The 21,449-nt window shown below is 62.9% G+C and carries 21 protein-coding genes; all 21 read left to right on the forward strand.

Going from position 1 to position 21,449, the window contains the following annotated elements:
- Positions 1–6 precede the first annotated feature (6 nt).
- The 21 genes from AC07Z7_RS13395 (at position 7) to AC07Z7_RS13495 (ending at position 21,324) form a co-directional block, all read left to right on the forward strand.
- A complete protein-coding gene (locus tag AC07Z7_RS13395; protein WP_494766514.1) occupies positions 7–930 on the forward strand; it encodes a peptidoglycan DD-metalloendopeptidase family protein in 924 nt (307 codons plus the stop codon).
- 5 nt (positions 931–935) lie between these two features.
- Entirely contained in the window at positions 936–1,979 is a 1,044-nt protein-coding gene (locus tag AC07Z7_RS13400; RefSeq protein WP_494766526.1) for an RluA family pseudouridine synthase, read from the forward strand.
- 150 nt (positions 1,980–2,129) lie between these two features.
- A complete protein-coding gene (gene scpB / locus AC07Z7_RS13405) occupies positions 2,130–2,912 on the forward strand; it encodes an SMC-Scp complex subunit ScpB (protein ID WP_494766515.1) in 783 nt (260 codons plus the stop codon).
- Positions 2,912–4,504 carry a pseudouridine synthase gene (locus AC07Z7_RS13410; RefSeq protein WP_494766516.1) on the forward strand — a complete coding sequence of 531 codons (1,593 nt, stop codon included), beginning with the start codon at positions 2,912–2,914 and terminating at the stop codon, positions 4,502–4,504. The genes scpB and AC07Z7_RS13410 overlap by 1 nt, the downstream gene beginning before the upstream one ends.
- Before the next feature lie 89 nt (positions 4,505–4,593).
- Positions 4,594–5,019 carry a nucleoside-diphosphate kinase gene (ndk, locus tag AC07Z7_RS13415; RefSeq protein WP_063463230.1) on the forward strand — a complete coding sequence of 142 codons (426 nt, stop codon included), beginning with the start codon at positions 4,594–4,596 and terminating at the stop codon, positions 5,017–5,019.
- Between the two features lie 87 nt (positions 5,020–5,106).
- Positions 5,107–6,219, forward strand: a complete 1,113-nt coding sequence (rlmN, locus tag AC07Z7_RS13420) for a dual-specificity RNA methyltransferase RlmN (protein WP_094291786.1) — start codon at positions 5,107–5,109, stop codon at positions 6,217–6,219.
- 36 nt (positions 6,220–6,255) lie between these two features.
- Positions 6,256–7,089, forward strand: coding sequence for a type IV pilus biogenesis/stability protein PilW (pilW, locus tag AC07Z7_RS13425; RefSeq protein WP_494766517.1), 834 nt, complete (start codon positions 6,256–6,258; stop codon positions 7,087–7,089).
- On the forward strand, positions 7,082–8,011 hold the full coding sequence (locus tag AC07Z7_RS13430) for a helix-turn-helix domain-containing protein (protein WP_494766518.1): 930 nt from the start codon (positions 7,082–7,084) through the stop codon (positions 8,009–8,011). Before pilW ends, AC07Z7_RS13430 begins: the two co-directional genes overlap by 8 nt.
- A 1-nt stretch (position 8,012) precedes the next feature.
- A complete protein-coding gene (gene ispG, locus AC07Z7_RS13435) occupies positions 8,013–9,281 on the forward strand; it encodes a flavodoxin-dependent (E)-4-hydroxy-3-methylbut-2-enyl-diphosphate synthase (RefSeq protein WP_494766519.1) in 1,269 nt (422 codons plus the stop codon).
- A 123-nt stretch (positions 9,282–9,404) separates the two neighbouring features.
- Entirely contained in the window at positions 9,405–10,700 is a 1,296-nt protein-coding gene (gene hisS / locus AC07Z7_RS13440; RefSeq protein ID WP_094291808.1) for a histidine--tRNA ligase, read from the forward strand.
- Between the two features lie 26 nt (positions 10,701–10,726).
- The gene (locus AC07Z7_RS13445) at positions 10,727–11,413 is read left to right on the forward strand and encodes a YfgM family protein (RefSeq protein ID WP_094291789.1); all 687 of its coding nucleotides are present in this window, start codon (positions 10,727–10,729) and stop codon (positions 11,411–11,413) included.
- A gap of 4 nt (positions 11,414–11,417) precedes the next feature.
- Positions 11,418–12,584, forward strand: a complete 1,167-nt coding sequence (gene bamB, locus AC07Z7_RS13450) for an outer membrane protein assembly factor BamB (RefSeq protein WP_494766520.1) — start codon at positions 11,418–11,420, stop codon at positions 12,582–12,584.
- A 13-nt stretch (positions 12,585–12,597) separates the two neighbouring features.
- Positions 12,598–13,941 carry a ribosome biogenesis GTPase Der gene (gene der / locus AC07Z7_RS13455; RefSeq protein WP_494766521.1) on the forward strand — a complete coding sequence of 448 codons (1,344 nt, stop codon included), beginning with the start codon at positions 12,598–12,600 and terminating at the stop codon, positions 13,939–13,941.
- 106 nt (positions 13,942–14,047) lie between these two features.
- A complete protein-coding gene (hfq, locus tag AC07Z7_RS13460; RefSeq protein ID WP_063463238.1) occupies positions 14,048–14,302 on the forward strand; it encodes an RNA chaperone Hfq in 255 nt (84 codons plus the stop codon).
- 63 nt (positions 14,303–14,365) lie between these two features.
- The gene (gene hflX, locus AC07Z7_RS13465) at positions 14,366–15,541 is read left to right on the forward strand and encodes a GTPase HflX (protein ID WP_494766522.1); all 1,176 of its coding nucleotides are present in this window, start codon (positions 14,366–14,368) and stop codon (positions 15,539–15,541) included.
- Between the two features lie 53 nt (positions 15,542–15,594).
- On the forward strand, positions 15,595–16,971 hold the full coding sequence (gene hflK / locus AC07Z7_RS13470) for an FtsH protease activity modulator HflK (RefSeq protein ID WP_494766527.1): 1,377 nt from the start codon (positions 15,595–15,597) through the stop codon (positions 16,969–16,971).
- Between the two features lie 9 nt (positions 16,972–16,980).
- Positions 16,981–17,889: a protease modulator HflC gene (gene hflC, locus AC07Z7_RS13475; RefSeq protein ID WP_063463240.1), complete on the forward strand. Its 909-nt coding sequence runs from the start codon at positions 16,981–16,983 to the stop codon at positions 17,887–17,889.
- A gap of 25 nt (positions 17,890–17,914) precedes the next feature.
- Entirely contained in the window at positions 17,915–18,097 is a 183-nt protein-coding gene (locus tag AC07Z7_RS13480; protein ID WP_252660939.1) for a DUF2065 domain-containing protein, read from the forward strand.
- A gap of 89 nt (positions 18,098–18,186) precedes the next feature.
- Entirely contained in the window at positions 18,187–19,335 is a 1,149-nt protein-coding gene (locus AC07Z7_RS13485; protein WP_494766523.1) for an ATP phosphoribosyltransferase regulatory subunit, read from the forward strand.
- Between the two features lie 27 nt (positions 19,336–19,362).
- Positions 19,363–20,739: an adenylosuccinate synthase gene (locus tag AC07Z7_RS13490; protein WP_094291795.1), complete on the forward strand. Its 1,377-nt coding sequence runs from the start codon at positions 19,363–19,365 to the stop codon at positions 20,737–20,739.
- Between the two features lie 60 nt (positions 20,740–20,799).
- Positions 20,800–21,324 (forward strand): phosphoribosyltransferase, encoded by a 525-nt coding sequence (locus tag AC07Z7_RS13495; protein ID WP_063463243.1) that lies wholly within the window; start codon positions 20,800–20,802, stop codon positions 21,322–21,324.
- Positions 21,325–21,449 lie beyond the last annotated feature (125 nt).

Below are 21,449 nucleotides of genomic sequence, written 5' to 3' on the forward strand. Positions count from 1 at the left end.
TTGCTTATGTTCGTATCGCGTGGTCTTGTGATGGGGTTTACCGTGGCAATGGCGGGGCTGGTGCTCTCCGGCTGTGGCACCCGCCTGAACAAGGCTCCTGTGGAAGATCGGGGCACCTCCATATCTTCTGCGCCCGCGCAGGCTGGCCAGCCTGGCGTGGTGGTGGGCACCCCCATCAAGCCGTTGCCCGGGGCAGAAAATGCGGGCAAACCGGGTTATTACACGGTCAAGCCTGGGGATACCCTGATTCGCATCGGGCTGGAGTCCGGCCAGAGCTGGAAAGACCTGGCCCGCTGGAACAACCTCGAAAACGCCAACCTTATCGAAGTGGGCCAAGTGCTGCGCGTGGTGCCTCCCACGGCCGCTGTGGCTGCGACGGCTGTGGCGTCTGACAATGGCGTGGTGACGCGGCCGGTGACCTCGTCCACCGTGGCGCCCGCACCGGCGGCATCAGCTGCATCGCCAGCCAGCGCACCCAAGCCACCGGCCTCGGCGGCCTCCGGCACCGTGGTGGCCGTGGCGCCCGCTACGCCAGCGCTAGCTGCCGCGCCTGCTGGGGAGGACGACATCGCCTTCATCTGGCCCGCTTCGGGCTCGCTGATCGCGGGCTTTGACGAGGCGCGCAACAAGGGCTTCGATATTGCCGGCAAGGCGGGCGAGCCCGTGCTGGCTGCTGCCGATGGCCGCGTGGTCTACGCCGGCGCAGGCCTGCGCGGCTATGGCAACCTGGTGATCCTGAAGCACAACAACACCTTCCTCACGGCCTATGCCCACAACCAGTCGCTGCTGGTCAAGGAAGACCAGGCCGTGCGCAAGGGCCAGAAGATTGCCGAGATGGGCAACACCGACGCAGACCGTGTCAAGCTCCACTTTGAAATCCGCCGGCAGGGCAAGCCGGTGGACCCCTCGCGCTACCTGCCAGCGCGTTGATCCCCATGGTGGCCGGGCTGCCGCAGAGCGGCGAGGGCAGTGCGGCCGGGGTGCGCGCTGAAGCGGGCGATGACTTCCTGCTCGCTGATGAGTCAGAAGCACTGGTCGAGGCCAGCAGCGAAATGCGCCATATGTTGGTGGCGCCGCTGCAGCATGCTGCCCGGCTCGACAAGGCGCTGGCCGATCTGGTTCCTGAGTTCTCCCGCAGCTATCTGCAGCAGTTGCTGGGGCAGGGGCTGGTCAGTCTCAATGGCAGGCCTGTGCTTAAGGCGTCCACCCGCGTCAAGGCGGGTGACCAGCTGGTGCTGGAGATGCGGCCTACGTTGCAAAGCCAGGCGTTCCGCCCCGAGCCCATGGCCATTGATGTGGTGTATGAAGACGAGCACCTTCTGGTTGTGAACAAACCCGCAGGGCTGGTGGTACACCCGGCGCCGGGCAACTGGAGCGGGACCTTGCTCAACGGCTTGCTGGCCCGGGATGAGAAGGCCCTGCTGGTTCCCCGTGCTGGCATCGTGCACCGGCTGGACAAGGACACCAGCGGCCTCATGGTGGTGGCGCGGAACCGCGCCACCATGGACGCATTGGTGGCATTGATTGCCGAGCGCAAGGTCAAGCGCCAGTACCTCGCCCTGGCGCATGGCGCCTGGACCGGGCCCAAGAGCCGTTCGGTCGATGCACCCATCGGGCGCGACCCGCGCAACCGTTTGCGCATGGCCGTGGTGGACCTGGCCCTGCATGCAGGCAAAACTGCCCGCACCGATGTGTTGTGGCTGGCTGGCACCGACCAGGGCTGCTGGGTGCAGTGCACCTTGCACACGGGGCGGACCCATCAGATCCGGGTGCACATGGCATCGCTCAAGCACCCGCTGGTGGGCGACACCCTGTACGGCGGTGCGCCCTTGGGGGCCATGCAGCGCCAGGCACTGCACGCCTACCGCCTGGCCTTTGTGCACCCGGTAACGGGCAAGGCGCTGGAGTTCCAGGCGCAGGCACCCGAGGACATGCAGCAGGCACTGTCTTTCTGGGGCCTGGGCTACAATGCGCCCTGACGGCCTGATCGGCCCCCTGCCCGAAGACGGAATCCCGCCGGGCCCTTGCGTCGCGCCAACGTCCTTGCACTGCGCGCCAATTTGATTGCCCCCTGCTGTTGATGTGACACCCGTTGCAACGCGTGGCACTTTTCCAGGAATCGCTGAACCATGAACACGGTGGATGCCAAAAGGGTCCTCGAAACTGCGCTGATCTGCGCGCAGCAGCCTGTGCCTGTGCGCGAGCTGCGGGTACTTTTCAATGACGCGCTGGGGTCTGACACACTCAAGCTCCTGCTGCAGGAGCTTCAGCAGGACTGGGCACAGCGTGGAGTGGAATTGGTGCAGGTGGCCACGGGCTGGCGTTTTCAGAGCCGCCCCGAGATGCGGGAGTATCTCGACCGGCTGCACCCCGAAAAACCCCCGCGCTACACGCGGGCCACCATGGAAACGCTGGCCATCATTGCGTACCGCCAGCCGGTGACGCGGGGTGACATCGAGGACATCCGTGGCGTGACCGTCAACAGCCTGATCATCAAGCAGTTGGAGGACCGGGGCTGGGTCGAGGTCATCGGGCACCGGGAAACCGTGGGCCGTCCTGCGCTGTTTGCGACCACCCGCCAGTTTCTGGATGACATGGGCCTGCAGTCGCTGGACCAGTTGCCCGTTTTGGACGACCCCACCGGCAATGCGAATGTGCTGGAGGCCATGGCTGCTGCGGCCCAGGGTGTGATCGAGCCGGAACTGGAGCCGATTTTGGAGGCGGTGCCGGAGCCTGAGCCCGAGGTGGTGGTTGTGGAGCCTGTGGTGGAGCAGCAGCCGCAGTTCGCCTCTGCCATCGTGGAGAGCGTGCCCCCACCGTTGGTGGACGATTTTTTTAATGACACGGAGACAGATCTCCGTGGCGACCATATGGATACGGATACCCCGGGCGGTGTCCAGGGAAACACTTGATGAACGATTCGACCCCCGACAATCCGGGCGCAACGCCCGAGGCTGGCGCTGCCGATGTGGCTCCTGCTGCCAAAAAGCCTGCTGCCAAGCGCGCGCCGCGCAAGAAGGCTGTGCCGGTTTCCGCAGAGGGGGCCGACACCCTGGCGGCGGACTCCGGAATGGCTGCGGTGGCTTCGGCCACAGGGGTGCGGGCTGAGTCTTCGAGCACGGTCGAAGTGCCCGCTGGTGCCGAGTTGGCGGTGGCTGTAGAGCCCGCAGTTGTCGGTTCGCAGGCGCCTGGGGCTGATGGTGCCACACCGCGTGGGGGACGCAAGGGCCAGGCCCCGGCCGACCACCGGGGGCGTCCACCCCGTGCGGAAGGGATGGGGCGCGACAAGCGCAAGCCCGCGCCAGGGGTGGAGGGCTATCAGTTCGAGGATGTGGTTTCGGGCCGTTTCGACCAGGATGACGCGTCGGCAGATGTGGCCCCCGCCAAGCGGGTGCTGTTGCCCCAGGTGGAAACGCCCAAGCTGCACAAGGTGCTGGCCCAGGCGGGCTTGGGCTCGCGTCTGGAGATGGAGCAGCTCATCCTGGAAGGGCGGATCTCGGTGAACAATGAGCCGGCCCACATCGGCCAGCGCATCCAGTTTGGCGACCAGGTCAAGGTCAATGGCAAGCCCATCCGCTACCGCATCGACCCGCCGCCAGCGCGGGTGATCGCGTACCACAAGCCCGTGGGCGAGGTGGTGACCCATGACGACCCGCAGAACCGGCCGACGGTTTTCCGCAAGCTGCCCCGGCTGATGCAGGGCAAGTGGCAGTCGGTGGGGCGGCTGGATCTGAACACCGAAGGGCTGCTGCTGTTCACCAGCTCGGGCGAACTGGCCAACAAGCTCATGCACCCCCGTTTTGGACTGGAGCGTGAGTACGCGGTGCGTGTTCTCGGCGCACTCAGCAACGAAGAAAAGCAGAAGCTGCTCGACGGCGTGCGTCTGGACGACGGCATGGCGTCGTTTGGCTCCATCGAAGACGGTGGCGGTGAGGGTTCCAACTGCTGGTACAGGGTCACCATCTCCGAAGGCCGTAACCGTGAAGTGCGCCGCATGATGGAATCGGTGGGGCATGCCGTGAGTCGCCTCATCCGCATCCGGTACGGCGCCATGGTGCTGCCCCGTGGCCTCAAGCGGGGAGCCTGGCTGGAGCTGGATGACAGCGATATCCGGGCCCTGGTCCAGGCGGCGGGCGCGGGGCGCGCTGATTCGGTCGAAGGCCGCGCGGAAGCGGGCCCTGCGGCTGGCGGGCGCGGTGGCAATGGCAATGCGCGCAATAGGGGCCGTGGCGGCCCCCGGGCGGGAGATGGCCCCCGCCGGGACATGTCCCAGGGTGGTGGCGGTGCGGGCCCCCGGGGTCAGAAGCCTCGGCGTGACGGCGGCGGGCAAGGGCAGGGCGCGCGGGGCAACAATGCCGCGGGTGGCGATCGCCAGCGCGGCGCGGCCCAACCCGATCCGATGAAAACCTCGGTGGGGTACATCGGGATGGACAGCCTCTCGCGGCACCGCCAGGACAAACGCCGACCCGGCGGTGGTGGCCCCCGGCGCGGCGGTGGTCGTTAATCTGCTGCCAGGCTTCCACGGTTAGAATCGAGGGCTTTGTCCGGTGGACAAACGAATCACGGCAACATTATTCATTCAGGAAAATCAACATGGCTATCGAACGCACTCTCTCCATCATCAAGCCCGACGCAGTGGCCAAGAACGTCATCGGCCAGATCTACGCCCGTTTTGAAGCCGCTGGCCTCAAGGTCGTGGCTGCCCGCATGGTGCATCTGTCGCGCCTGGAAGCCGAGCAGTTCTACGGCGTGCACAAAGAGCGTCCTTTCTTCAAGGACCTGGTGGACTTCATGATCTCCGGCCCTGTGATGATCCAGGCCCTGGAAGGCGAAAACGCGATTCTGAAGAACCGCGAACTGATGGGCGCCACCGACCCCAAGAAGGCAGAAGCTGGCACCATCCGCGCTGACTTCGCTGACAGCATCGATGCCAACGCCGTGCACGGCTCGGACGCTGCTGAAACGGCTGCTGTGGAAGTGGCTTTCTTCTTCCCTGGCCTGAACATCTACTCGCGTTGATATGGTGATCCCCATGCCTGTTCCCGCAACCGTGGGATGTCTGCGCCATGGGGACGGTTGCGCCCGGCCCTCCGAGAGGGCGGCGCAATGACCACCAACCTGCTGGAATTTGATCTCGACGGCCTCGCAGCCTTTTGCGAGCAGCTGGGCGAGAAGCGTTTTCGTGCGACCCAGCTGTTCCGCTGGATCCATCAGCGTGGCGCGAGCGACTTCGACGCCATGAGCGACCTGGCCAAGGCCCTGCGCGACAAGCTCAAGGGGTGTGCCAAGGTCGAGGCCCTGCCTGTTGTCTCCGAACATGTTTCGTCGGACGGCACGGTGAAGTGGCTGTTTGACGTGGGGGATGGCAATGCGGTCGAGGCCGTGTTCATCCCCGAGGATGACCGGGGCACGCTCTGCGTGTCGTCACAAGCCGGTTGTGCCGTGGGCTGCCGCTTTTGCTCTACGGGGCACCAGGGCTTCAGCCGCAATCTGACCACGGGCGAGATCCTGGCCCAGTTGTGGTTTGCTGAGCACTCCCTGCGCAAGCGTTTCAACACCGAAGACCGCGTGATCTCCAACGTGGTCATGATGGGCATGGGCGAGCCGCTGCAGAACTACGCTGCCTTGGTGCCCGCCCTGCGTGTGATGCTGGACGACCATGGCTATGGCCTGTCACGCCGCCGGGTAACGGTGTCCACTTCGGGTGTCGTTCCCATGATGGACCGGCTCTCGCAGGACTGCCCCGTGGCTCTGGCGGTGTCCCTGCATGCGCCGAACGATCCCTTGCGCGACAACCTGGTGCCGCTCAATCGCAAGTACCCGATCCAGGAGTTGCTGGAGGCCTGTGGCCGTTATCTTGCCCATGCGCCTCGCGACTTCATCACCTTTGAATACTGCATGCTGGATGGCGTGAATGACCAGCTGGAGCATGCGCAGCAGCTTATTGAGTTGGTCAGGCGCTCCGGGGTGCGCTGCAAGTTCAATCTGATTCCTTTCAATCCGTTCCCTGCGTCAGGGCTCTTGCGGTCGGCGCAGAATCAGGTCCTTGCCTTTTCCAAGGTCTTGAGCGACGCCGGTATTGTCACAACGGTACGCAAGACCCGAGGCGATGATATCGATGCGGCCTGTGGGCAGTTGGCGGGTGATGTCAAGGACCGCACCCGCGCTGCAGAGCGCATGGCAAAGCAGCGCACAATCGTGCTCAAACCGGTGACTTGATCAGCAGGCAATCGGCAAACTTCAAGGAGGCTCTACATGGCGGGATTGGTTGGACGCTGGCAGCATTTTGGCCGCTGGACACTCACGGCATGCAGTGCATTGATTTGCATCGCAGCACTCCAGGGGTGTGCGGCCAACAACGCGGCGGCCCTGGGTGAATCAGAAGCCGATCTGGTAACCCCCTCCGATGAGTCCGAAGCCCGGCGCCGTGCCCGTATCCGGCTGGAACTCGCAGCCAACTACTTCGAGATGGGCCAGACAGCGGTGGCCCTGGACGAAGTCAAGCAGTCGCTTGCCGCAGATCCTTCCTATGCCGATGCGTTGAACCTGCGCGGCCTGATCTTCATGCGCTTGAACGACCTGGCGCAGGCGGACGACAGCTTTCGCCGTGCCATGGCATTGCGCGGCAACGATGCCAACCTGCTGCACAACTACGGGTGGCTGTTGTGCCAGCAGCAGAAGTACGCGGATGCGGACCAGTATTTTGGGCGCGCCATTGCCACCCCCACCTACATGGCGCGCGGCAAGACCTTGATGGCGCGCGGGCTGTGCCAGTCCCGGGCGGGCCAGCTTGCAGAGGCGGAACAGTCGTTTCTGAAGGCCTATGAGTTGGATGCTGCCAATCCGGTGGTGGCATATCAGTTGTCCTCGTTGCTGCTGCGGCGCAACGAGCTGACACGGGCGCAGTTTTATATCCGGCGCCTCAACAACAGCGAGTTTGCCAATGCTGAATCGCTGTGGCTGGGCATAAAGGTGGAGCGCGCCTTGGGCGACTCCGTGGCAATGCGGCAACTGGCAGGCCAGTTGCGCAAGCGGTTCCCGGATTCGCGGGAGTTGGGTGCTTACGAACGCGGGGCTTTCAATGAGTGAGGTTGTGGAGAGTAGTGGGTTGACGGCGGGTGGTTTGCTGAGGGAGGCCCGCCAGGCGTCTGGAATGCACATTGCAGCCTTGGCCGTGGCACTGAAAGTGCCGGTCAGCAAGCTGGAGGCCCTGGAGGCTGACAACTTTACGGTGCTGCCCGATACCGTGTTCGTGCGGGCCCTGGCCTCCAGTGTGTGCCGCGTGCTCAAGGTGGACGCGGCGCCCGTGCTGGCCTTGCTGCCCCAAAGCCAGAGTCCCAGTCTGGCGGCAGACAGCGCCGGGATCAACGCCCCGGTCAAGGGCAGCGTGGGCAAATCCGCGGTGTCCTCTTCATCGTTCTCCGGGAACGGGTCCGCTTCGCGCTCTGTGGGGTTTGTGGTGCTGGCCCTGTTGGTGGGGGCTCTGGCCCTGTACTTCTTCCCTCGGGGCGAGGACCGCGCGGCATCCACTTCAACGACCGCTCCTGTGCTTTCTTCGGCCCCAGATGCCGTGCCGACGGGGGCGGCGGATGCGCCAGCAGCCGAGCGGCCTGCGGAGCCCGCCCCCGCACCTGCTGCGGTGACTCCGGCCTTGGTGGCGGCCCCGGCCTTGTCTGCCGCTGTCACTGCAGTGCCCGCTACCGCTGCTGTCCCTGCCTCGGCGCCGGCACCGGCCGTGGTGGCCAGCGCCCCAGCGCCTGCGGCCGACGCACCGGCGGGCACGCTGGTGCTGCGGGCGCGCAGTGAATCCTGGGTTCAGGTGAAGGACGCCACTGGCGCTCTGGCTTTGCAGCGCAACCTGGCTCCGGGGGAATCCGTGTCGGTGTCAGCACAGCCCCCGCTGGCGGTGGTCGTGGGGCGTGCCGACGCGACTGAAGTGACGGTGCGTGGCAAGCCGTTCGACCTGACCGCCGTGTCGCGCGAGAACGTCGCTCGTTTTGAGGTGAAGTAGCGTGCAGAACCCTTTGCGTGATTTTGGCCCCGTGGCGGTCGCTACCCCTTTGCCGCGCCGTTCGCGCCAGGCAAAAGTGACCTGGGGCTCACGGATTGTGACCGTGGGCGGCGATGCGCCGGTGCGCGTGCAGTCCATGACCAACACGGACACGGTGGATGCCATCGGCACAGCGATCCAGGTCAAGGAACTGGCCCAGGCTGGGTCTGAATTTGTCCGTATCACGGTCAACACTCCCGAAGCGGCTGCTGCCGTGCCCTACATCCGCGAACAGCTGGACCGGATGGGCGAGAGCGTGCCGCTGGTGGGGGACTTCCACTACAACGGCCACCGTCTTCTGACCGAATTCCCCGATTGTGCGCAGGCGCTCTCCAAGTACCGGATCAACCCGGGCAATGTGGGCAAGGGCGACAAGAAGGACAAGCAGTTCGGCCAGATGATCGAGGCTGCCATGCGCTGGGACAAGGCCGTGCGCATCGGCGTGAACTGGGGCAGCCTGGACCAGGAACTGCTCGCCAGCCTGATGGATGCCAACAGCCAGCGCGCGCAGCCCTGGGAGGCGCGCCAGGTGATGTATGAGGCACTGATCACGTCGGCCATCGAGTCGGCCAAACTGGCTGAATCCATGGGCCTGAATGGTGACCAGATCATCCTGTCGTGCAAGGTCAGTGGCGTGCAGGACCTCATCGCCGTCTACCGCGAACTGGCCCGCCGCTGCGACTACGCGCTGCACCTGGGCCTGACCGAGGCGGGCATGGGCACCAAGGGCACGGTGGCGTCCAGCACGGCACTGGGCATCCTGCTGCAGGAGGGCATTGGCGACACCATCCGTGTGTCGCTCACGCCCCAGCCCGGCGAGGCGCGCACGCAGGAGGTGGTGGTTGCTTCTGAAATCCTGCAATCGCTGGGGCTACGCGTGTTCGTGCCCAGCGTCACGGCCTGCCCTGGCTGCGGCCGCACCACCAGCACCACGTTCCAGGAGCTGGCCAAGCAGATCGACGACTACCTGCGTGCGCAAATGCCCGTGTGGCGTGTGCGTTATCCGGGGGTGGAGGGCATGAAGGTGGCCGTGATGGGCTGCATCGTCAACGGCCCTGGCGAAAGCAAGCATGCCAATATCGGCATCAGCCTGCCCGGCACGGGTGAGGCCCCGGCGGCGCCTGTGTTCATCGATGGCGAAAAGGCCCTGACGCTGCGCGGCGAGCGCATTGCCGAAGAGTTCCATGCCCTTGTCGAGCAGTATGTCGAGCGCCGCTACGGCTGCTCTTGATTGCTATAAAAATAATAGCTATCAATGTATGTCTATCAGGCGGTAGGGCCTGATTTGTTTCAAAAAAAATACCAGGAAAATACCGCAGTGAGCAAAGTGCAGAAGCTGAGCGCCGTCAAAGGCATGAACGACATCCTGCCCGCCTCGGTGCCCCGCACCGAAAAGCTTCCGACATCGGCACGCTGGCAGTGGTTCGAGGCTGCGGTGCGCAAGGTGCTTGCCCGCTATGGCTACCAATACCTGCTGACACCCATCGTCGAACCCACGGCGCTGTTCGTGCGCGGGTTGGGTGAGGTAACGGACATCGTTGAAAAGGAGATGTACTCCTTCACCGACTCGATGAACGGCGACAAGCTCACCCTGCGTCCCGAGGCCACGGCGGGCATCGTGCGCGCCATGGTCGAGCACAACGCGCTCTACAACGGCCCGCTACGTGTGTGGACGCAGGGCCCCATGTTCCGCCACGAGCGCCCGCAAAAGGGCCGCTACCGCCAGTTCAACCAGTTGGACGTGGAAGCGCTGGGTTTTGGCGGGCCGGATGTGGATGCGGAAATCATCTTGGTCGCCCGCGCGCTGTGGCGCGAACTGGGTTTGGTGGAGGGCCAGCATGTGCGGCTCGAAATCAACAGCCTGGGCCAGCCCGCAGAACGCCGCGAGCACCGCGAGGCTCTGATCCGCTACTTTGAGCAGCACCAGGACCAGCTGGACGAAGAAGCCCGTCGCCGCCTGCACAGCAACCCGCTGCGCATCCTGGACAGCAAGAACCCGGCAATGCAGGCCTTGATCGAGGCGGCGCCGAAGCTCATGGACTTTCTGGGCGACGCATCGCGTGCCCACTTTGACGCCGTGCGTGCCGCGCTGGAGGCCGTGGGCCTGGAGTACCGCGTGAACCCACGCCTGGTGCGCGGCATGGACTACTACAACCTGACCGTGTTCGAGTGGGTGACCGACCAGCTCGGCTCGCAAGGCACCGTGTGTGGCGGTGGCCGCTACGACGGCCTGATCGAACAGCTGGGCGGCAAGAGTGCGCCTGCCGTGGGCTTTGGCCTGGGCATAGAGCGCCTGTTGCTGCTGGCCGACGAGCTGGACTTGCCCATGCCATCGGCTGCGGCGGATGTCTATGCCATCGTGCCGCCTGGCACGCCACTGCCCCCCGTCATCGTCGTGCTGGAGGCACTGCGCACCGCAGGGCTGAACGTGGTGCAGCACGCTGGTGGTGCCGAAGGTGCGGGCAGCATGAAGTCACAGTTCAAGAAGGCCGACGCCAGCGGTGCGCGCCACGCGCTCATCTTTGGCGAGGACGAACTGGCGCGGGGCCACGTCACCGTCAAGGCCTTGCGCGACGGCAGCGGTGCGCAGGCCGAGCACCCCTTGGCCGATGTGGCGCAATGGGCCGCCACCCTACAATCCATCGCTTAATCCGAATACAGAACCGCTGATCTTTTATGGCCAATCATCTCGATCTTGAAGAACAAGAGCAACTTGACCAGCTCAAGCATTTTTGGAACACCTGGGGCACGCTGATCAGCTCGGTGGTGCTGGTGGTGGCAGGCAGTGCGGCCGCGTGGAACGGTTACCAGTACTGGCAGAACCGCCAGGCCACCCAGGCGGCGGCGCTTTTTGATGCCGTGGATGTGGCTGCCCGATCGGGCGACAAAACGCGCCTGGAGCAGGCTTTTGGCGACCTCAAGTCCAAGTACGGCAGCACCACCCAGGCGGGGCAGGCCGGGTTGACCTTTGCCAAGGCGATGCAGGATACCGGCAACGCCGACGCGGCCAAGGATGCGCTGGGTTGGGTGGCGGAGCAATCTTCGGACGACGGCCTCAAGGCCTTGGCCAAATTGCGCCTGGCCAGCGTGCTGATGGACCAGAAGAACTACGACGAGGCCCTCAAACAGGTGTCCGGTAGCTTCCCTCCCGAGTTCGCGTCGGTCGCGGCAGACCGCAAGGGCGATGTGCTGCTCTTGCAGGACAAGCGCCAGGAGGCGATTGCGGAGTACACCAAGGCCTACAAGGGCTTCGAAGAAAGCGTTGAATACCGCCGCCTGGTGGAGATCAAGCTGAACGCGCTGGGTGTGTCGCCGCAGGCAGCGACCGTGGCGGCGGCCCCATCTTCCGTGCAAACCAAGTAAACACATGACATTGACTCCACATGCGGTGTCCGGCCGCTCTTCTTTCCTGCGTGGCACTGCGTTGGTGGTGCTGGCTGCGTCGCTGGCGGGCTGCTCGTTGTGGAGCGGTGGTGGCAGCGCAAAGCCTGCCCCTGCTGACCTCGGCGCAAACGTCGCCGTCCTGGGGGTCCGGCAGGCCTGGGCGGCCCGCGTGGGCAACGTTGCTGGCTTGCCCCTGGATGTGCATGCCCTGGGCAATGTGGTCACCGTGGCGTCCTCCGACGGGGTGGTCGCAGCCATTGACGCCCGTACCGGTGGGGACGTCTGGCGCACGGCGCTGGGCGAGCCGCTGTCGGCGGCTGTGGGCAGCGACGGCAAATCGGCTGCCGTGGTCTCGCGCAACAACGCACTGATCGTGCTGGAGGCCGGCCGCGAGCGCTGGCGCGAAACCCTGGCCGCCCAGGTCTTTACACCTCCTCTGGTGGCAGGCGGGCGCGTGTTTGTTTTGTCGGCAGACCGTTCGGTTGCTGCCTATGACGCCACCACGGGGCGGCGCCTGTGGGCGCAGCAGCGCCCTGGTGAGGCTCTCGTGCTGCGCCAGGCTGGCGTTCTGCTGGCTGTGGGGGACACCCTGGTGGTTGGCCTGTCGGGCCGTTTGGTGGGCCTGAACCCAGACAATGGCAGCGTGCGCTGGGAAGCGCCGTTGGCCAGTCCACGGGGCACCAATGACGTGGAGCGCCTGGTCGAGTTGGTCGGGCGTACCAGCAAGGTGGGCGACAGCGTCTGCGCGCGCTCGTTCCAGGCTGCGGTGGGTTGTGTGAACACGGCCCGGGGCTCCGTGGCCTGGACGCAGCCTGCCAGCGGCGCTGAAGGCGTGCATGGCGACGCGGATGCGCTGTTTGGTGTTGAAAGCAATGGCACGGTGCTCGCCTGGCGCCGTAGCGACGGCTCGCGCCTGTGGGGCGTTGATCGGCTCAAGCACCGCAAGCTGACAGCGCCGCTGTTGCTGGGGCGCTCTGTGGTGATCGGTGACGACACCGGGTTGGTTCACCTGTTGTCCCGTACGGACGGCTCTCCCCTCAACCGCATTGCCACGGACGGGTCCGGCATTGCGGCAGCACCTGCCGTGGCTGCAGACACTTTGGTGGTTGTGACCCGCAACGGCAGTATTTACGGATTCCGTCCAGATTGATCGGTTGTATTCAATGAAGCCAGTTATCGCCCTCGTGGGGCGTCCGAATGTCGGCAAATCCACGCTTTTCAACCGTCTGACCAAGTCCCGCGACGCCATCGTGGCGGACTTTGCCGGGCTCACGCGTGACCGGCATTACGGCAATGGCAAGCAGGGCAAGCACGAGTACATCGTCATCGACACAGGGGGCTTCGAGCCCGACGCCTCAAGCGGTATCTATCGCGAGATGGCCAAGCAGACCCAGCAAGCGGTGGCCGAGGCCGATGTAGTGGTGTTTGTGGTCGATGCCCGCGCGGGCCTGTCGGCGCAAGACCACGACATCGCCAACTACCTGCGCCGCCTGAGCAAGCCTTGTGTGCTGGTGGCCAACAAGGCCGAAGGCATGGTGCAGGGCGTGCAACTGGCCGAGTTCTATGAGCTGGGGCTGGGCGAGGTCTATCCCGTGTCGGCTGCACACGGGCAAGGTATCCGTGGGTTGGTCGATCTGGCGCTGGCACCTCTGCAGTTGCCTGATCCCGACGAGGTGGAGGCTGCAGCCGACAAGGGCGTCATCAAGCTGGCCGTGGCGGGCCGCCCCAACGTGGGCAAGTCCACGCTGATCAACACTTGGCTGGGTGAGGAGCGGCTGGTGGCGTTTGACATGCCGGGAACCACCCGCGACGCGATCACCGTACCCTTCGAGCGCAATGGTCAGCGGTTTGAGCTGGTGGACACCGCTGGTTTGCGGCGCAAGGGCAAGGTGTTCGAGGCGATCGAGAAATTCTCGGTGGTCAAAACGCTGCAGGCGATCGAATCAGCGAACGTGGTGCTGCTGCTGCTGGATGCCACGCAGGGCGTCACGGACCAGGACGCGCACATCGCGGGCTACATCCTGGAAAGTGGCCGTGCTGTGGTGGTGGCGGTGAACAAGTGGGATGCGGTGGATGACTATCAGCGCCAGCAGCTGGAGCGGTCCATCGAGACCCGATTGACGTTCTTGAAGTTCGCTTCACTGCACTTCATTTCAGCCAAGAAGCGCCAGGGCCTCGGCCCCCTCTGGACGTCCATCGTCCAGGCCCACCGGGCGGCTACCTGCAAGATGTCCACCCCGGTGCTCACGCGCCTGCTTCTGGAGGCCGTGCAATTCCAGAGCCCGAAGCGGGCTGGCATGTTCCGCCCCAAGATGCGCTATGCGCACCAGGGAGGCATGAACCCCCCGGTGATTGTGATTCACGGAAATTCGCTGGAGCACGTGACGGATGCCTACAAACGCTTCCTGGAAGGGCGCTTCCGCAAGGAGTTTGACCTGGTGGGCACGCCGCTCCGAATCGAGATGAAGACCTCGCACAACCCGTTTGCCGACAAGGACGAGGGTTAAAACAAAGTCGCGAATCAAGAAGGGCCATGCCTGAACCTGGCGGTACGGGGCTCTGGCTGTGGTAAGGTGCTGGTTTACAACAACATTTTTGAACACGGAGAATATCGTGAGCAATAAAGGCCAGCTTTTGCAAGACCCCTTTCTCAACGCCCTGCGTCGGGAGCATGTGCCAGTCTCCATCTATTTGGTGAATGGCATCAAGCTGCAGGGACAGATCGAATCGTTTGACCAGTATGTGGTGTTGCTGCGCAACACGGTGACCCAGATGGTCTACAAACATGCGATTTCGACCATCGTCCCGGGTCGCGCAGTCAATTTTTCCACCGCAGAAACGCCTGATGCCGACAGCAGCAACCCTTGATTGGTTGCCGCTTGTTAGCCGGTTTTCGTTTTTGAGTCAGGTGGTACAAAAGGGCGGTCCGCTTTGAGTTCGGCTACGCCCCTTCAGGCAGGCACCGCTCCGGTATTGTTGGTGGGGGTGGACTTCGGTCTGCCTCACTTTGACGGTGAACTGGAGGAGCTGGGTCTGCTGGCACAGACAGCTGGCATGCAGCCTGTGGCCCGCATTACCTGCAAGCGCAAGGCGCCTGATGCGGCGCTGTTTGTGGGCAGTGGAAAGGCCGATGAAATCCGAACCTTGGCCCAGATGCATGGTGCGGTTGAGGTGCTGTTTGACCAGTCCTTGAGCCCAGCCCAGCAGCGCAACCTGGAACGCCACATCGAGTTGCCGGTCAACGACCGCACGTTGCTCATTCTTGAGATTTTTGCCCAGCGTGCGCGCAGCCACGAGGGAAAGCTGCAGGTCGAGCTTGCCAAGCTGCAGTATGTGAGCACCCGCCTGGTTCGTCGCTGGTCGCATCTGGAGCGTCAGACTGGCGGAATTGGTGCCCGTGGTGGCCCTGGCGAAAAGCAGATCGAGCTGGACCGCCGCATGATCGGCGATGCCATCAAGCGCACGCGCGAGCGCTTGGTCAAAGTCAAGCGCCAGCGATCTACGCAACGCAGGCAGCGCGAGCGGCGCGATACCTTCAACATTTCGCTGGTTGGCTACACCAACGCAGGCAAGTCCACGCTCTTCAATGCCTTGGTCAAGGCCCGTGCCTATGCGGCTGACCAACTGTTTGCAACGCTCGACACGACCACCCGCCAGCTGTATCTGGCTGATGCGGGCAGGTCGGTCTCGTTGTCCGATACGGTGGGTTTTATCCGGGACCTCCCGCACGGGCTGGTGGATGCCTTCCAGGCCACGTTGCAAGAGGCGATTGACGCAGACTTGCTGCTGCATGTGGTGGATGCATCCAATGCTGATTTTCCTGAGCAGATGACACAGGTTGAACGGGTTCTGCATGAGATCGGTGCTGCCGATATTCCACAGATCCTGGTGTTCAACAAGTTGGATGCATTGGCTGGTGAGCGGCGCCCGCCGGAGTTGCAGGACCAGTACGAGGTGGCTGGGCATCTGTTGCCCCGGCTGTTCGTGAGTGCCCGTTCGGGCGAGGGGCTTGACCATTTGCGCCATGCGCTTGCTGCCAGGGTGCTGGCCACGCAGTTGGACATGACCCCAGGTGATGCCGTTGAATTGCCGGATGCCATGCCTTGATTGGGCACAATGACGGACTGATTGACCCCATCCGAGAACCAGAGACTTTGCGCATGAATTTCCAAAACCGCACCCTACGCTGGGCTTCGCTGCCAGAACGTATTCGGGGCATGTTCAATCTGAATGATCCTCGCTGGGGTCGTGGTGAGGACAAATCGGAAGAGGGGGGGCGTCCTGACGATCGGCAGGGAGGCTCACCTCAGAACGGTCCCCGTGGAGGCGACCAGCGCCCTGGCAATGGTCAGCAGCCTCCGGATCTGGATGAGCTCTGGCGCGACCTGAATCGCAAGCTGGGTGGCCTGTTCGGTGGCAAAAACGGCGGATCGCGTGGTCCTGGCAATGGTGGCGGGTCGGGGGGAGGCTTTCAGCCTGACATGAAGAGTGCCGGGGTCGGTGTAGGCCTGATTGCTGGCATTGTCTTCGTGATCTGGATGGGCACAGGCTTCTTTATCGTCCAAGAAGGCCAGCAGGCCGTCATCACCCAGTTTGGCAAGTACAAGAGCACCGTGGGTGCGGGCTTCAACTGGCGCTTGCCTTACCCCATTGAGCGCCATGAGCTGGTTTTTGTGACCCAGATCCGCTCTGCTGATGTGGGCCGCGACACCGTCATCAAGAGCACGGGCCTGCGGGAGTCGGCCATGCTCACCGAAGACGAGAACATCGTCGAGATCAAGTTCGCCGTGCAGTATCGCCTGAGCGATGCGCGGGCGTGGCTGTTTGAAAGCAAGAATCCGTCGGACGCCGTGGTCCAGGCCGCCGAAACTGCCGTGAGGGAGGTGGTGGGCAAGATGCGCATGGACACGGCCTTGGCCGAAGAACGCGACCAGATTGCTCCCCGCGTTCGCACGCTGATGCAGACGATTCTGGACCGCTACAAAGTGGGCGTCGAGGTCGTGGGTATCAATCTGCAGCAAGGCGGGGTGCGTCCGCCAGAGCAGGTTCAGGCGTCTTTCGACGATGTTTTGAAAGCGGGCCAGGAGCGAGAGCGTGCGAAGAATGAAGCGCAGGCCTACGCCAATGACGTGGTGCCGCGCGCGGTGGGGTCTGCCTCGCGCCTGAACGAAGAAGCCGCAGCCTACAAGGCGCGTATCGTGGCCCAGGCGCAAGGTGATGCCCAGCGCTTCTCGTCGGTTCTGGCCGAATACCAGAAGGCGCCCCAGGTCACGCGTGATCGCATGTATCTGGACACCATGCAGCAGATCTACGGAAATGTGACCAAGGTTCTGGTGGAGTCTCGCCAAGGCTCCAACCTGTTGTACCTGCCACTCGACAAGATCATGCAGAGTGTGGCGAGTAGTGGTGTGGGGTCTGTGGATGCTCCTGCAACCAGTGCAGCGCCCGCTGCGGCGCCTGCTGCACCGGCGGCCAATTTTTCCAATGATCCCCGGGCGCGTGATTCCAATCGCACCCGTGACCGTGAATCTCGCTAGGAGCCGTTCGTGAACAGAGTTGGATTTATTGCATCCACTATTTTGGTGGTGCTTGCTCTCATGAGCTCGATGCTTTTCGTGGTGGATCAGCGTCAGTTCGGGGTGCTCTATGCGCTGGGGCAGATCAAGGAAGTGATCACTGAGCCCGGCCTCAATTTCAAGCTGCCGCCACCGTTTCAGAACGTGACGTACATTGACAAGCGTCTCCTGACCTTGGACAGCACAGACACCGAGCCCATGCTGACGGCTGAGAAGCAACGGGTGGTGATCGACTGGTACGTGCGCTGGCGCATTTCCGAGCCCACGGAGTACATTCGCAACGTGGGTCTGGATGAGAGCGCAGGCGCCATGCAGCTCAACCGGGTGGTGCGCAATGCCTTCCAGGAAGAGATCAACAAGCGCACGGTCAAGGAGCTCCTTTCCGTCAAGCGCGAAGCCTTGATGGCGGATGTGAAGCGTGAAGTGCTCGATACAGTCCGTGGTGCAAAGCCTTGGGGCGTGGACGTGGTGGATGTTCGTATCACCCGTGTGGACTATGTGGAGGCGATCACGGAATCCGTGTACCGGCGCATGGAGGCGGAACGCAAACGTGTGGCCAATGAGCTGCGCTCCACCGGTGCGGCTGAGGGTGAAAAAATCCGTGCCGATGCGGACCGCCAGCGTGAGATCACCATCGCCAATGCATACCGCGATGCTCAGAAGGTGAAGGGTGAAGGTGATGCCGAGGCGGCGCGCATTTACGCAGAGGCTTTTGGTCGTGACCCGCAATTCGCGCAGTTCTACCGGAGCCTGGATGCCTACAAAGCCAGCTTCAGCAAGAAAAGCGATGTCATGGTGCTGGACCCTTCTTCGTCTGACTTTTTCAAGGTTTTCCGCGGCGGGGCGCCTGCTGCATCCCAGGCGGCTCCTCGCAAGTGATGCGCGTGCGTGGTGAGTGGTGGGCGTGACCTGGGACAGCTTGTGGACCGCGTTGGCGCTGGTCCTGCTTATTGAGGGGTTGCTGCCCTTTTTCTCGCCACAAAGCTGGAAGCGCGCAGTCCAGCAGATTGCCCAACTGCAAGATGGTCAGGTGCGATTTTTCGCGCTTCTGGCCATCATTGCAGGCCTGTTGATGCTCTGGCTCTAACGGTTGTCATCAGGCGTCGCTAGAGATTCTTTGGGTGCCTCTGGCGGGTGCCGGTAGAATCACGGTTTTAACAGCCTCCCCTTTTCTCCATGTCTGCTTGGGTCCTTCCGGATCACATTGCCGATGTCTTGCCGTCTGAAGCGCGGCACATCGAAGAATTGCGTCGCGGGCTGCTTGATACAGCCCGCTGTTATGGCTATGAGTTGGTCATGCCGCCGCTGATGGAGCACCTTGAGTCGCTCTTGACGGGCACGGGCGAAGCGCTGGACCTCCAGACTTTCAAGCTCGTCGATCAGCTCTCCGGCCGCTCCATGGGGTTGCGGGCCGATACCACGCCCCAGGTCGCTCGCATCGATGCCCATCTGCTCAATCGCAAAGGGGTAACACGCCTGTGTTATTGCGGGCCCGTGCTGCATACGCGTCCTGATCGTCCCCATGCCACCCGTGAGCCACTGCAGTTTGGTGCCGAGATTTACGGCCATGCTGGGGTCGAGGCCGATCTGGAGGCGTTGCAACTGGCCCGTGAATGTCTGCGGATCGCCGAAGTCCGTGACACCACGGTTGACTTGGCGGATGTTCGCATCGTTCGCAACCTCCTTGCAGGCGTCACGGTGGGCCCGCAGTTGCTGAGTGCTATCCATGCCGCGTTGGCTGCCAAGGATGCCCAGGAGCTGAGAGCGCTGACCCGTGATTTCCCGGTGGAGTCCCGGGAAGGCCTTTTGGCCTTGCTTCAGCTCTACGGCGATTCCTCTGTGTTGGTTGAAGCCGAAAAAGCCCTTCACCGTGTATCTGGTGCGCCAGAAGTGCTATCAAATTTGAAGTGGTTGGCGTCGAGGTTGGAGGGTGCTGCGGTGACCTTTGATCTGGCGGACCTGCGTGGCTATGCCTACTACAGCGGCGCCCGCTTCGCGATTTATGCCCGTGGTGCCAGTGACGCGCTGGTCCGTGGCGGCCGCTACGACGAAGTGGGCGCGGTGTTTGGGCGCAACCGGCCTGCCGCTGGATTCAGTCTGGACATCAAGCAGGTGGTGGGTGTGGTGCCTCCCCGTGCATTGAAGGCTGCCATCCGGGCACCTTGGGGCGAGGGGGCGGATGTGCATGCTGCGATCTCCGAACTGCGCTCTGCAGGGGAGACGGTCGTTTGTGTTTTGCCGGGCCATGGGAGTGAAGTGGATGAGTTCCACTGCGACCGTGAACTGGTCCAGGTCGCGGGCCGCTGGGTCGTGCAGGCTGTTTGAGCAATTGTCATTTGAATTGGGTTTGAGATGAAAGCAACCAAAGGTCGCAACGTAGTGGTGGTCGGTACCCAGTGGGGCGACGAAGGCAAAGGCAAGCTGGTCGATTGGCTGACGGAAAGCGCTCAAGGTGTTGTGCGTTTTCAAGGAGGGCACAACGCAGGCCACACGCTGGTGATCAATGGTGTGAAGACCGCACTGCATCTGATTCCGAGCGGCATCATGCGCCCCGGGGTCAAGTGCTACATCGGCAACGGTGTAGTGCTGTCGGCTGCGAAGTTGTTCGAGGAAATCGAGGGACTGGAAAAGGCCGGCGTCGAAGTTCGCTCGCGCTTGCGCATCAGTGAAGCCTGCCCACTGATCCTACCTTTCCATGCCGCGATCGATGTGGCCCGTGAGGCTGCGCGGGAGCAGGGGGGCACCGAGAAGATCGGTACCACCGGCCGTGGTATTGGCCCCGCCTATGAAGACAAGATTGCCCGCCGCGCCCTGCGCGTGCAGGACTTGAAGTACCCCGAGCGTTTTGCATCCAAGCTGCGTGAACTGCTGGATCTGCACAACCACGTGCTCACCACCTACCTGGGTTCTGCCAAGTTCGTGTTTGGCGATGCGCTCAAGCCTTACATCCAGGACGGTCGGGTGCAGTTTGACGTGGTCTATGCCGAAGCCATGCGCCATGCCGAGTTGCTCAAGCCCATGATGGCGGATGTGTCGCGCGAGTTGAATGAAGCCAACCAGGCGGGGGCCAATCTTCTGTTTGAAGGCGCGCAAGGTACGCTGCTTGATGTGGATCATGGTACCTACCCCTATGTCACATCGAGCAACTGCGTGGCGGGGAATGCGGCTGCGGGTTCTGGCGTAGGGCCCGGCATGCTGCATTACATCCTGGGCATCACCAAGGCTTACTGCACACGTGTGGGTGGCGGTCCTTTCCCGACGGAGCTGGATTGGGAAGTTCCTGGGACCCCCGGGTACCACATGAGCACTGTGGGTGCCGAAAAAGGCGTGACCACGGGCCGTAGCCGCCGTTGCGGCTGGTTTGATGCCGCGCTGTTGAAGCGCAGTGCGCAGGTCAATGGTCTCTCGGGTCTGTGCATCACCAAGCTGGATGTGCTCGATGGATTGACCGAGTTGCTGTTGTGCACCGGCTACGAGCTGGATGGCGAACGTATTGACTTGCTGCCTATGGGCGCGGATGACATTGCCCGCTGTACTCCTATCTATGAAACGCTGCCGGGCTGGAGTGAGTCCACCGTGGGTGTGACCGATTACGCGAAGCTGCCAGAAAGCGCCCGACGTTATCTGGAGCGAATCGAGCAAGTCACGGGTGTTCCCATCGACATGATCTCGACCAGCCCTGATCGGGACCATACGATCATGATGCGTCATCCCTATGTCGCAGGCTAACCCTCGGGGTTGCCTTGTCTCTGTTGTCTTAGCCGCCACCCACTATTCAGGAGCCATTCCATGTTGACCGAAGACGGAAAACACCTCTATGTCAGTTACGACGAGTACCACAGTCTCATCGAGAAGCTGGCGCTCAAGGTGCATCAGTCCGGGTGGGCGTTCGATACGATTCTGTGCCTGGCCCGTGGTGGTCTGCGTCCCGGTGACATCCTGAGTCGCATTTTCGACAAACCGCTGGCCATCATGTCCACAAGCTCTTATCGGGCCGAAGCTGGTACTGTGCAGGGTCACCTCGACATTGCACGCTTCATCACCACCCCGAAGGGTGAGATTGCCGGCAAAGTGTTGCTAGTGGATGACTTGGCGGACTCTGGGCACACACTGCATGCGGTCATTGACATGCTCAAGACGAACTACGCACCGATCACGGAGCTGCGCAGTGCGGTGATCTGGACCAAGGGGCTGTCAACGTTCACGCCTGACTACTCCGTGGAGTTCCTGCCGACGAATCCCTGGATCCATCAGCCATTTGAAGGCTATGACAGCCTGGGCCCGGAAAAGCTGCTGGAGAAGTGGCGGGTTTGATAGGTTGCCAAGAATTTTCAGAATTCTTGGCAAAGCCCCTTCAATCCATGCTATAGTCGAGGGCTTCGCTTCTGAAGCACTTGCCCGAACGATGTAGTTGTTTGGTGCTGTGTTCGGTGGCTGGC

This window comes from Acidovorax sp. GW101-11A03, assembly GCF_059424825.1.

Bases quoted from the DNA above. Each gene is read 5' to 3' on its own strand.
- hisS (WP_094291808.1), top strand. From the start codon at position 9,405: ATGAACGACATCCTGCCCGCCTCGGTGCCCCGCACCGAAAAGCTTCCG.
- AC07Z7_RS13410 (WP_494766516.1), top strand. From the start codon at position 2,912: ATGAACGATTCGACCCCCGACAATCCGGGCGCAACGCCCGAGGCTGGC.
- pilW (WP_494766517.1), top strand. From the start codon at position 6,256: ATGGCGGGATTGGTTGGACGCTGGCAGCATTTTGGCCGCTGGACACTC.
- ndk (WP_063463230.1), top strand. From the start codon at position 4,594: ATGGCTATCGAACGCACTCTCTCCATCATCAAGCCCGACGCAGTGGCC.
- AC07Z7_RS13395 (WP_494766514.1), top strand. From the start codon at position 7: ATGTTCGTATCGCGTGGTCTTGTGATGGGGTTTACCGTGGCAATGGCG.
- rlmN (WP_094291786.1), top strand. From the start codon at position 5,107: ATGACCACCAACCTGCTGGAATTTGATCTCGACGGCCTCGCAGCCTTT.
- AC07Z7_RS13400 (WP_494766526.1), top strand. From the start codon at position 936: ATGGTGGCCGGGCTGCCGCAGAGCGGCGAGGGCAGTGCGGCCGGGGTG.
- hflK (WP_494766527.1), top strand. From the start codon at position 15,595: ATGAATTTCCAAAACCGCACCCTACGCTGGGCTTCGCTGCCAGAACGT.
- AC07Z7_RS13485 (WP_494766523.1), top strand. From the start codon at position 18,187: ATGTCTGCTTGGGTCCTTCCGGATCACATTGCCGATGTCTTGCCGTCT.
- AC07Z7_RS13445 (WP_094291789.1), top strand. From the start codon at position 10,727: ATGGCCAATCATCTCGATCTTGAAGAACAAGAGCAACTTGACCAGCTC.
- bamB (WP_494766520.1), top strand. From the start codon at position 11,418: ATGACATTGACTCCACATGCGGTGTCCGGCCGCTCTTCTTTCCTGCGT.
- AC07Z7_RS13430 (WP_494766518.1), top strand. From the start codon at position 7,082: ATGAGTGAGGTTGTGGAGAGTAGTGGGTTGACGGCGGGTGGTTTGCTG.
- der (WP_494766521.1), top strand. From the start codon at position 12,598: ATGAAGCCAGTTATCGCCCTCGTGGGGCGTCCGAATGTCGGCAAATCC.
- AC07Z7_RS13495 (WP_063463243.1), top strand. From the start codon at position 20,800: ATGTTGACCGAAGACGGAAAACACCTCTATGTCAGTTACGACGAGTAC.
- AC07Z7_RS13490 (WP_094291795.1), top strand. From the start codon at position 19,363: ATGAAAGCAACCAAAGGTCGCAACGTAGTGGTGGTCGGTACCCAGTGG.
- scpB (WP_494766515.1), top strand. From the start codon at position 2,130: ATGAACACGGTGGATGCCAAAAGGGTCCTCGAAACTGCGCTGATCTGC.